Consider the following 10,142-nt stretch of genomic DNA (forward strand, 5'->3'; position numbering starts at 1 on the left):
ATTGATTTTTGAAACAATATGCCTCATATTGTTTAAGAACCGTGTGAGACAGGAACGCCAAAATGCTTATCGGCTATGCCCGAACTTCGACACTAGATCAAAAAGCCGGTCTGGAAGCGCAACGTGACGAACTGAAGGCGACTGGTTGTGAGAAGTTGTTTGAGGAGCAGGTATCATCTGTCGATGTAAGAGCGCGCGAAAGGCTCGCTGAAGCGTTAGATTACATGCGCGAAGGCGATACGCTGATCGTAACGCGGCTGGACCGGCTAGCGCGATCAGTGCCGCACCTCTTGGAGATACTGGATAAGCTGACAACCAAGGGTGCAACACTCCGTATCCTGGGTATGGGCATCGATACGGGCACACCTACTGGTAAGCTGATGCTGACAGTCTTGGGCGGTATCGCCGAGTTCGAACGTGAGATTATGCTGGAGCGGCAACGAGAGGGTATCGCCAAAGCGAAGGCCGCCGGAAAATACAAAGGACGGAAGCCAACTGCCATGGCTCGGTCTAAAGAAGTTTTGGAACTGCACGGAGCGGGCACAGGAGCCACGGAAATAGCCAAAAGACTTGGGATCGGGCGAGCCTCAGTCTATCGCATTCTATCCACGAAGGCGGATGCAGAGCTCGCTTAGCGAACTACTTGACGCAAAATCAGTTCAGCTCAACCAGGTGAAGTGAACTCAAGTTCACCGACTTCACATTCTGGCTGAAGAAAGAAAGCGGACTTTCATATCGCCTGGAATGAACGACTGCTATGCGGACTAAGCCGCCTTTTGCTCATGCGGCGAATTTGGCGGTCGCAAGCCCACCAAAAGTTGGAACGCGTCGCGGTGCCGCAGCGCGATTTCCCGAAAGCGGACGTTCAAATCTGCCAAATCGGCCGAAATCCAATCCGGACACTCGCTGCGCGAGTGTCGAGCGTCTGAGTTGCGGACAAAGCAGACTTTTAGCTGTTGGCGGTACGAAAGCCTTGCGATCTAATTACTGCTTGATGCGCAGGTAAACTTCGACGCCAACGAGATAGGGAAGAAAGAACGCCACGCTTTGTACCAGATCAAAGCCTCCCGTGAATTGCGGGTTGGACCATAGGCCGTCAGTGGCCAGATACCAAAGGCCATAATGGACGCGATAGAACCAAGAGCCCAAAGCCAGCCAGAAGAAACGCAAGGCCCAAGCATTATGTTCTACAATGCGCCTTGCCCTTGCGTAGCGTATCGTTTGAAGGGCGGCTAGGAGCACCAATACCCCGTAAAGGGAGAAACCGATATTCATGGGCGTCCCACCGATTGTGCCTCGCAGTGGAATGTAGATGAGGCCACCTACTGCGGTCGCAACTGCAGCGATGATGATCAGCCGCCCTAACCAGCGGTGCAGCGCGGGTAGACGCAGCCGGATTAAAGGGATCAATTGGAGCGGCACCAATGCGGTTATTGCCGCTCCAGTGGCCATATGGCTAAAAATAGACAGATTGGCTACAGGGTAATCGGACCGTATGTAGTGCGGCGCGGGCAGAGCATCCCGCAGGCCACCTTGAGCAAAGTTTATAGCATAGACCGCAAAGGGAAGTGTTAGCAGTGCCAGAAGGATGAGAGAAGCTGTTTGGACCGAGGCTTTCATAGGTTACATTAGATAAGGTCTTTCAGGCCTTCGCAACTTTGTGACAGAGGAACGAAAATAGGTTTGGTTATGCTGCATGAGCAAAGGACGCGATTTCAATCCGACCGCTCTGGGCTCAAAGCAGACTGTAATCGTAAATCGCCGAATGTAGACTTTCATGCATGCTGCAATGAAGGACTGCCTAGTCGTTTTGCTCCGTGTCAGTGGACGGTATCAGAAAATTCGGCTGACCGCTCTTCGAAGTCAGCCGGGCTTACGCGGTCAAGGAATTAGGCCATAAAGGCGAAATCATCTATCGTGTAGCCGCTGAAATCCAGATCAATGGCTGAAGCCAGTTCCGCTGCAACCGAGTCGTCGACCGAGTAACCTAGGTCTTTCAAAGCATCCGCTGTCATCTGAGACATAAAGTTGCCATTCACATTAAAGACTGTCGTCATCAGTTCATCTCCAAAGGCCGCTTCTTCCCAATGGCCCAATGTGCCTTCTGTTTCGACCAGTGGCAGATTGCCGTCGGTGTCCAATGCTCCGCCGGTATATTCGATGACGTTAAATCCATCTCTGGGGTTTTTTGTGGTCAGATCCGGGACGAACTCCGGATCGCTTAGAAAGTCGCGCACGCCAGAAACTTCCCAAAGCGTACCAAGACCCAATACATGCATCATTTCGTGCAGAGCCAAATCATCCAAAGTTCCGAGATCCAGCAGAGCCGACAGGTCGTTGGTATCGAAGATGATCTCGCCTGTTACTGGCAGCCCGTCGGGCGTCCCGTTATCGGAAGACCGAACTGAAGTCGGACGACCCTGCGCGACTGTGCCACCTAGAATGTCGATGTCGGCAAGTGACAGATCAATCTGCACATCGTCGATGCCTTCGTCTTCGGTCAGACCGGCTGTGATGAGGCGCGACAAGTAATCTGCGGCGGAAGCTATTGCGCTCATTGCATCAAGCGTCCAACCTTCTCCCATGAACCTCAGATCGATGTTGAAATTATCAATAGCCTCGATGCCAAGAGCAGCGTCGGCTTCGACATCCGCAAGACCACTGGAGAATGTATAGCTCACCGTTGTGGAGTCGCCGCCGTCTCCTCCGCCGCCACCGCTTGGCGGGCCGCCGCGACCTCCGCCGTTACCGCCTTTGGCCGCAGCCCATTCGAATTCAACGCCGTCGTCTTCAAAACCCAGATCAACAAATCTCATAATGCACCTCTCCCTTTATAATAGAGGCGCTGGACCACCCACTCCCGCGCGATTAGATAACAGATGATATTTGGCACATATCCGTCAAAATCCAAAAAATCCTCGTTTGGCCCGCCTGATTGTCGTTGCGTGTCAGACAATGCACAAGGGCCGACGCAACTGTTTTGGATGTCGTGCCGATTTGACACAATTCGAAATGAATCCGCCAGGAGAGTTACCAGCGCGCGAATCATCCATATGATCTCGGTAAAGTTCAGCCTTTTTTCGGAACCTCACGGTCCAGAAAGTCCGCGATCCGAACTGTGTTTTTCGCGGCCACCTTGAGCAAGTTGTCGTTGATACACCAAAATTTTGGCCCATGGTCGGCGGGCTGCGAACTCTAGCTAAAGCGCGGTGGACCGATTTTCAGGGTGCGCTGGGATGATCTGGCTCGTCCAGCGAATGCTCACTGCGTCCGCAAATGAGATATCCGCGTCGAAAACTTCGCTGCGCCTAGAACGAACAGCCGCTTTTCTTTCTGCAACGCAGCTGATGGTTTGGTCAATTAGATTGCTGCATCTGCGAGTATCGGTGCCGGACCATGTCTACTTTGGGCTCGGAGCAGTCATTCGCCGCACTCGGCATGAACGACTGCTACGCGGACAAAGCCGACTTTGCCTTTTACCCGGCTCGGAGTTTAGTTGCCACAAACTTTAGGACTTCGGCACCCTCTGCAATAAGTTTGTTTTCGCAGACAGCCTCGTGAGCATTTGTGCAGATGAAAGACCAAACGGCATAAATCCCATCTGCTATCAAAATGGCTGCGTAGCATTTATTTTGACCGTCAGCGCAAGCCACATTTGCCTTGTTTTGAATGGGGTACATCTCATCAATTAGAGCCGCCACCTCTGCATTCGGCAGCCCTGCAAAATGATGGTGTTCAAATACTTTCAGACCCAATTCGGTGGACAAATACAAATCAGCAGGGAGGTTCTTCAGCTCCATTCGAAGCTGATTGTTGCATGCCTTCCGGCTCCACTCCAACGACAACTTTGGGCAAATTTCTTGTGATATGCCGTACTCGCCGTAGGTTCCGTAGACACCAAAATTTAGTCTAATATTAGATACTTCCGCGGGCTGTGTTGGCTCAGCTGCAAATTCGCGCATCGCAGTTTTATAGTTTTGGGTCGCAAACCACCGAGACTCACCGAATGGCCCGCTATTTCTAAACTTCGGAAGAGGATCAGTGTTGTTTGGCGGCTCGGTAAGTCTTTGCACCGATACCACTGGCACAGAAATCACGAAATCGCCCAATCGAAAATACGCGTCGGTCGCCAAGAACTCTGGGTCTGGTCGGTTCAAGTCGTTTTCGCGTGGGTAAAATGCCCAAATTAGGACAGCAAAAAAAGAGCGGTGGCAAGAAGTGTAAGTCTCTGCAAAATAGGTTGTCCAATCGACCGTGAATGCGAGTTGGTTAATAAACATCATCACTATCAGACTGCTCACACACTACCATTGCCAAAACGCAAAATAACAGACGCGAACACTATGGGCTCGGAACAGTCGTTCGCTGCGCAGTGCGCCAGTGACCGCTGTGCGGACAATGCAGCCTTTGGTTCGCATTGGCTCGGAGACGGCTTCTGATAAATAGCGGACAATCAAAAACCATAGACTTGATGCTCACGTATTATGTCAACGCTGCAAGAGCCCGCTCGACAGTCCAGAGGGCGCCCACCAAAGCGATGACAAAACTCACGGGTACCACGATGAGCGATCTGTACCACGGTTCCTTGCGCCAAAGTCCAACAGCCAGAAAGGCCGCCGCTATGACAACCAACTGGCCAATCTCAACGCCTACATTGAATCCAATTAGCCGGGTCAACCAATGGCCGCCTGATGGGCTAATCTCCTCTAGAACTGACGCAAAACCGATCCCATGGAGCAAACCAAAGAAGAAAATTAGAGTGAAGCGGGCACCGCCTGGTTTGTTGCGCAATATGTTTTCAACAGCGGCATATACAATGGACAAGGCAATTAAAGGTTCAAAGAACCCTGTTGGCAAATCAACGAAGCCTAGCCAGCCGAGGGTCAGTGTCACCGAGTGCGCGACGGTAAAAGCCGTGACCTGCCAGATCAGGTCGCGGACCGTTTGCGCAAATAGGAACAGGCAGAGTACGAACAAGATGTGATCCAGCCCGTAAGGGACGATGTGAATGATCCCCTGCCATGTGAAATACAAGAAGTCGGCCACTGCTGAGCTCAGTGTTGTTTCTTGGGACCCAATAAGGTTCAGTGTCTGGCTGGTTCGTCCAGCCTGCAGCAGCGTGACACTTGGGACCGACACTTCAAGCCGCATATCCCCAAGTAAAGGCGACATTTTGATACTTACTGCGCTGGCACCTTGCGGAGCGTCACCATAACCGACGAAAACCAAGCGGTATTCAGTGCTGTCCGGTGGTCTGTCGAGAACAGCACGGATATCGCGCGGAGATGGAAAGGACAATGCCCGCAATTCGGCCGTATTGCCGTCGAACCATATGAGCGTCTCTTCGGAGACTTCTGCACGTATTTCTGACAGCGTGGTTTCGATTGTGCCGAGATCCAGCCCGCGCACCTGCTCAACAAGAAATCGGTCGGATCCGTTCAAGCCTAAGTGCCGCTCGAAAGCCTCGATCAAGTCGGCGCTTACGGCAATCTGATAGCTTTCGCCTTCAATGGACAACCGTGCATCGCCCAACTCGAACTTATGTGCGAGAGCGGACTGCGCAAAGAGCACAAGCAAAAACGCAAGGGCTAGTCGGGTGAGCAATAACCCGACCACCTTATCAAGCGATGGGAAGTCATGTCTCGCTTTTCTTATCGACTACCCCCAAACCTGCTCGAAGATGCGCGTGAAGTTGCCTCCCATCACTTTCTTGACGTCCTCGTCAGAGTACCCGCGCAACCACATTTCATCGATAATGGCCGCATAGATTTTCGCGGCTTCCCCGATGCCAGTTGTGGCCAATTTGTTTACCGCTGCACTGAGTCCGCCGTCGTCGAATTGTTCTGGATTTGACTTCCCAAACTCATAAATCTTAGACCAGTCAAAACCGTCGTCGGAGCTGAGTCCAACGTTGTCGATGCTTGTCAAATCCCGCATGTAGTCAATTCGGTCGACAACGTCCTGAGGACGAGTGAGCTCTGTCTGTGGGCTGATCATTATGAAAGGCAACATACAAAGGCTAACCACACCTCCGGTATCTGCAACCGCTTGAATCCGCTCATCGGAACTTGTCCGCAGGCGGATTTCTCCCTCAGGATAGCCAGAGTAGAGAGCGTGCACGGAAGAGTGCGTTTCGATTACAGGTAAGTCGGGACGCATTTGTTTTGCATATTCGATGGTACTAAGTGCGGTGGGTTCGCTGGCATGTGACGTGTCGACGAGCACTCCATGCCTTTGCATCGCGTCGACGACTGTCTTGCCATAGGCCGAGATTGGCCCTGGGTTCAGGACAAAATTCCCATCACCCGCACGCTGACGCTCGTTGTAGGCCAAGCCCATTGTGCCAAGTCCCATCGACTTTGCCACGGGCATGTAGATGTCCGGCTGATTGTTAAGAATTTCCGCTGACTGCGAGTTCCAGAAAAAGCCATACTTTCCCGCGTCCTGGGCTCGCTGGATGTCGCCTGCTGTACGCACTACCATGAATCGATCATCCGCAGCGATTTTGCGTAGATTGTAGCTTGTTTCACGCGCAAAAGTGTCAAAGTCGTTGATGCCTTGCGCGGTCGTAACACCCGTTGCCGTTATGCCTGCGTCGAGTGCTCTGGTGTAATATTCGTCCCACATTTCTGGGCGTGTGGCGGTTTGCTCAAAGTTCGCGTTCAGCGAGTCGATGGCAACAATGTCCCTTAGGAATTGGGCTGCCTTGTCACTGGACTCCCAAACTGGACTAAATTCACTGGCCCATGTCATTTTTCCGCAGGTAGCTGACAGGGCAGCTGCTGCGCCAGCAGTTTTCAAAAATGCGCGTCTGTTTTGCATGGTGAAGTTCTCCCAGTTTCGATTGTTTCGATTTTCTAAAGACTTACCTTGTGGCGAGGTGTATTCCCGCCGCACGACACTCAATCGAGTTTGTTCCTATCGATCACGCCGTCTTTCATGATCAGAGGCCAACATTACTCCGCCGGTGTCGTAAACTCCGGCACCCGTTTCAGCGCCTCAACCATGTCGGCGCTCGTCATCAATTCAATGAAGGTGTAGTTCTTCAGAACGCCCTGGCTGAGGCGGGCCGCGTACATTGCCTGCACCATACTAGGATCGTCCGGCACCCGCACGGTGACGTAGTTCCGGCCGTCGGCCATGCCCCAGAAATAGCTGATCATCTCACCGCCCATTGCCTCGAGCGCGGCCCCCATGCCCTCGCCCCGGTCGGTGGGGTTTTCGATCATGATCTGCCAAGCTTCGGGAGACGGCTCTCCGATCCCCAGATAGTATCGGCTGCGAGTTTCTTCGGCGCTCACGGCGGTCGCGACTACCAGCGCACTTGCAAATGCGGACAATAGAAGTCGTTTCATAGGCTCATCCTTTTCGTTCAACAGCCGACAAAGGGAGGCACCTCCGCCGGTCCAAGAGTCATTCCAGCGTGTTCTTGTAGATCACGCCGTCTTTCATGATCAGATCGAAGTTGTTCTCGTAGTCGGTCATGATCATCGCGTCTTCGACCGGGTTGCCATCGACCAGTAGAATGTCGGCATACGCACCTTCTGCAATCACACCGAGCTGGCCTTCGGGATAGGGGTTGAGTTTGCCTGACAGGGCCAACAACTCACCGGCTTTAGACGTTGCTTGCATAAGAACTTCGTAGGACGACCATTGTTCGAGACGGTACTTGAACTCATCGTTCTGTTTTGTGAGAGCGACAGGATCCCCAATAATGTCGGTTGAAAAGGCGACTTTTTCGATCCCGAATTCTTTCAGCAACCGCATCTGGTTTCTCGCCCCGCCCTGAACCTCGAGGAACTTGGGCGCAGCCAACGGACCAAGCGCTTTGGTGACTGTTTCGGCATCCAGCCCCAGCAGCGAGAAGAATGGCACAACCCAAACATCCGCGTCCTTGATCGCCTGCGCCGACACCTCGGTCATCAATTGTGCATGATCGATGCTCTGCACACCTGCCTCGATGGACCGCAGAATGCCCTCGTCATTGTAGACGTGCACAAGAACGTAAGTATCCCAATCTGCCGCAGCCTTGACTGCAGCTTCCAGTTCTTCCGGTAAGAATTGAACCGTGTGCAATGGGTCTACGCTGGAAGACACACCTCCGCCGGCCATGATCTTGATTTGCGATGCGCCCAGACGCAGCGCTTCCCGCGTCGCCCGCAGAACTTCTGGAACACCGTCAGCAAGAAACTCTACGTGCTGGTTGAAGAATGAGGGCGAGGCACCTTCGAAGTTTGGGTGCGGTTCCGTGTAGTGCCGATGCTCGCCATGCCCGGAGGTTTGAGAGATCACAGGGCCGGACGGATAGATTCGCGGGCCGACAGCCTTGCCCCGGTCGATGGCTTTCTGAAGCCCAATCGCCGGTCCACCCGCATCGCGCACGGACGTGAAGCCGCGCAACAGCATCTTTTCCGCCTCGATCGTGGAAACGGCGCCCCAGTACATCCAATCAAAATTGTCCCTGAGGTCCGCAACCGGCTCCGTGATCGCCATGTGCACATGCGCATCAATCAAACCCGGCATTAGGGTGCGACCCCCACCGTCGATGACCTCGGCACTTGCAACCGAAAGAGGTTCGGGTGAGACTTTTGCGATCAGGTTATCGACAACCAGAACATTGGCGTTTTCTATTCGGGCCTCATTTATTCCGTCAAAGACATGCACGTTGGTGAACAGGGTTTGAACAGGTCCATCCTGCGCAAATGACGCGGACGCCGAGAAGGCAACCACACTTGCGGCCGCCAATAACCGTTTTGATGCATTCATGTTCCTCTCTCCCTTAGACAAATTAGTTTGTGCGCGGGGTGCCGAGGTAAGTTCACCCCACGCGACACTCAGTCGAGTGTGTTCTTGTAGATCACGCCATCCTTCATGATCAGATCGATGTTATTTGTGTAGTCGACCAGTAGTCCGGCATCTTCCACCGGATTGCCTTCAACCAGAAGTAAGTCTGCATAAGCACCGGCTTCGATCACGCCCAGCGGTCCGTCCGTGTAAGGATTTCGAGGACCTGACATTGCCACCAGTTTCGCGGTGTTTGACGTGGCCTGGACCAGGATCTCATGCGACGTGAACCATTGCTTTCTGAGTTCAAATTCTTCGTTCTGCCGGGCCAACGCTTCGGGCGAGCCGAAGACGTCCGTTCCGAAGGTGATCGTCACGCCGCTTTCTTTTGCCAGACGCATTGACCTGTCGAGCCCTTCGACGACCGGGCGTGATTTTTCAACGGTTTCGGGCGGGAGCGACGCCACGCTCTCGGGAGTTGGCGTAAAGGCCACGGCCTGAGGGTTGTAGATCACACCCGCGTCCCGCATCGCGATCATGGTGTCCAGTTCCGAGATCAACGTCCCATGGTCGATACTGCGAACGCCGGCCTCCACAGCGCGCAGAACGGAGCGGTCCGTATAGGCGTGCGCCAAGACGTAGGTGTTCCAGTCCTCGGCCGCATCGACGGCGGCTCTGATTTCATCGAAGGTGAATTGCGCCGTGTCCAGAGGATCAAAGGCGGAGGCGACCCCGCCACCTACGCTGATCTTGATCTGCGTCGCCCCCCGGCGCAACGTTTCTCGGGTGTATGCGAGAACTTCGCTCCGGCCGTCTGCCATGAAACCAAACTCACTTTCAAAGGCATTGCGGCTGCTTCTGTCACGCGTATGGCTTTCGTTGAACGAGCGGAAATCCGTGTGGCCGGAAGTCTGACTGATGAAGTGACCGCTGGGATAGACCCGCGGACCCGGCAGAATACCCTCGTCAATTGCTCTGGCGATGCCGTAGGCTGGGCCCCCTGTATCTCGCAGCGTGGTGAAACCGCGCAGGAGCATTTTCTCCGCCTCGCGGCCCACGACAGCACTGAGATATCCCCAGTGCCAGCCGTTCACCGCCTGATTGGGGGCCGCTGGCATCATGATATGGTTGTGGCCATCGATCAGTCCGGGCATCAGCGTGCGCGCACCGCCGTCGATGATTTGCGCATTGGCGACGGCAAGCGGCTTAGTCGAGACCTCGGCGATCAGGTTATCAACGACCAGAACATTTGCGTTCTCGATCCGCGCCTCGTTCACCCCGTCAAAGACATGAACATTTGTGAAAAGGATCGGGAAACTTTCTTCCTGTGAAGCGGCATGAGTTGGAAACAGATGGCT

9 protein-coding genes are annotated in these 10,142 nt (G+C 53.7%); 1 reads left to right on the plus strand and 8 read right to left on the minus strand.

Going from position 1 to position 10,142, the window contains the following annotated elements; translation table 11 throughout:
• Nucleotides 1-62: 62 nt before the first annotated feature.
• Nucleotides 63-635 carry a recombinase family protein gene (locus AC2FI9_RS02740; RefSeq protein WP_496765318.1) on the plus strand — a complete coding sequence of 191 codons (573 nt, stop codon included), beginning with the start codon at nt 63-65 and terminating at the stop codon, nt 633-635.
• A gap of 349 nt (nt 636-984) precedes the next feature.
• Here AC2FI9_RS02740 and AC2FI9_RS02745 read toward each other — a convergent pair whose 3' ends face one another.
• The 8 genes from AC2FI9_RS02745 to AC2FI9_RS02780 form a co-directional block, all read right to left on the minus strand.
• Nucleotides 985-1,620: a DUF2306 domain-containing protein gene (locus tag AC2FI9_RS02745; protein ID WP_496765320.1), complete on the minus strand. Its 636-nt coding sequence runs from the start codon at nt 1,618-1,620 to the stop codon at nt 985-987.
• 269 nt (nt 1,621-1,889) lie between these two features.
• On the minus strand, nt 1,890-2,816 hold the full coding sequence (locus tag AC2FI9_RS02750; RefSeq protein ID WP_496765323.1) for a hypothetical protein: 927 nt from the start codon (nt 2,814-2,816) through the stop codon (nt 1,890-1,892).
• 660 nt (nt 2,817-3,476) lie between these two features.
• Nucleotides 3,477-4,301, minus strand: coding sequence for a hypothetical protein (locus tag AC2FI9_RS02755; RefSeq protein WP_496765325.1), 825 nt, complete (start codon nt 4,299-4,301; stop codon nt 3,477-3,479).
• 181 nt (nt 4,302-4,482) lie between these two features.
• Nucleotides 4,483-5,604, minus strand: coding sequence for a HupE/UreJ family protein (locus tag AC2FI9_RS02760; protein WP_496765327.1), 1,122 nt, complete (start codon nt 5,602-5,604; stop codon nt 4,483-4,485).
• A 54-nt stretch (nt 5,605-5,658) separates the two neighbouring features.
• A complete protein-coding gene (locus AC2FI9_RS02765) occupies nt 5,659-6,897 on the minus strand; it encodes a dipeptidase (protein WP_282121526.1) in 1,239 nt (412 codons plus the stop codon).
• A gap of 59 nt (nt 6,898-6,956) precedes the next feature.
• Nucleotides 6,957-7,355, minus strand: a complete 399-nt coding sequence (locus tag AC2FI9_RS02770; RefSeq protein WP_282121511.1) for a GYD domain-containing protein — start codon at nt 7,353-7,355, stop codon at nt 6,957-6,959.
• A 58-nt stretch (nt 7,356-7,413) separates the two neighbouring features.
• Nucleotides 7,414-8,766 (minus strand): metal-dependent hydrolase family protein, encoded by a 1,353-nt coding sequence (locus AC2FI9_RS02775; protein WP_282121510.1) that lies wholly within the window; start codon nt 8,764-8,766, stop codon nt 7,414-7,416.
• 68 nt (nt 8,767-8,834) lie between these two features.
• Nucleotides 8,835-10,142 (minus strand): metal-dependent hydrolase family protein (locus AC2FI9_RS02780; protein ID WP_496765329.1); only part of this gene is annotated, 1,308 nt, incomplete at its 5' end.

This window comes from Ruegeria sp. CDSA246 (assembly GCF_059611225.1).

What these genes read in the sequence shown, in the direction of transcription:
- AC2FI9_RS02740 (WP_496765318.1), top strand. Translation starts at nt 63, where the DNA reads ATGCTTATCGGCTATGCCCGAACTTCGACACTAGATCAAAAAGCCGGT.
- AC2FI9_RS02770 (WP_282121511.1), bottom strand. Translation starts at nt 7,355, where the DNA reads ATGAAACGACTTCTATTGTCCGCATTTGCAAGTGCGCTGGTAGTCGCG.
- AC2FI9_RS02750 (WP_496765323.1), bottom strand. Translation starts at nt 2,816, where the DNA reads ATGAGATTTGTTGATCTGGGTTTTGAAGACGACGGCGTTGAATTCGAA.
- AC2FI9_RS02745 (WP_496765320.1), bottom strand. Translation starts at nt 1,620, where the DNA reads ATGAAAGCCTCGGTCCAAACAGCTTCTCTCATCCTTCTGGCACTGCTA.
- AC2FI9_RS02775 (WP_282121510.1), bottom strand. Translation starts at nt 8,766, where the DNA reads ATGAATGCATCAAAACGGTTATTGGCGGCCGCAAGTGTGGTTGCCTTC.